General features: G+C 41.5%; 1 protein-coding gene. It reads right to left on the bottom strand.

All coding sequences use genetic code 11. From position 1 onward, the window contains the following. The coding region (locus H5975_RS08540; RefSeq protein ID WP_143455557.1) for a helix-turn-helix domain-containing protein at positions 1-172 on the bottom strand (172 nt) is incomplete at its 3' end. Between the last annotated feature and the right edge of the window lie 74 nt (positions 173-246).

Genomic DNA, 246 nt, shown 5'->3' with positions numbered 1-246 from the left:
GCTCGTTATTAATTGTTTGATGATTAACTCCTAATTGGCGACCAATTGCGCGATTGGAAAGTCCTTGCGACTTTAAAGTCGCAATCATCACACGTTCTTCTTTAGTAAGGTGTGCATATTTGCGATGAGTGGCCAAGAGGTTAGTGGGCATGGTATCATTTAAGTGCGTCATTTGACGGACATCCTTTCATATAGGTTTGATTCACTTAATATGATACCTGATGTCACGCCGAATGGCGTTTTTGC

The sequence above is a fragment of the Limosilactobacillus coleohominis genome, from assembly GCF_016901675.1.
Classification (GTDB): Bacteria; Bacillota; Bacilli; order Lactobacillales; family Lactobacillaceae; genus Limosilactobacillus; species Limosilactobacillus intestinavium.
Note: the sequence above shows the minus strand (reverse complement) of the source record. Positions and strands in the feature narration are given on the sequence as shown.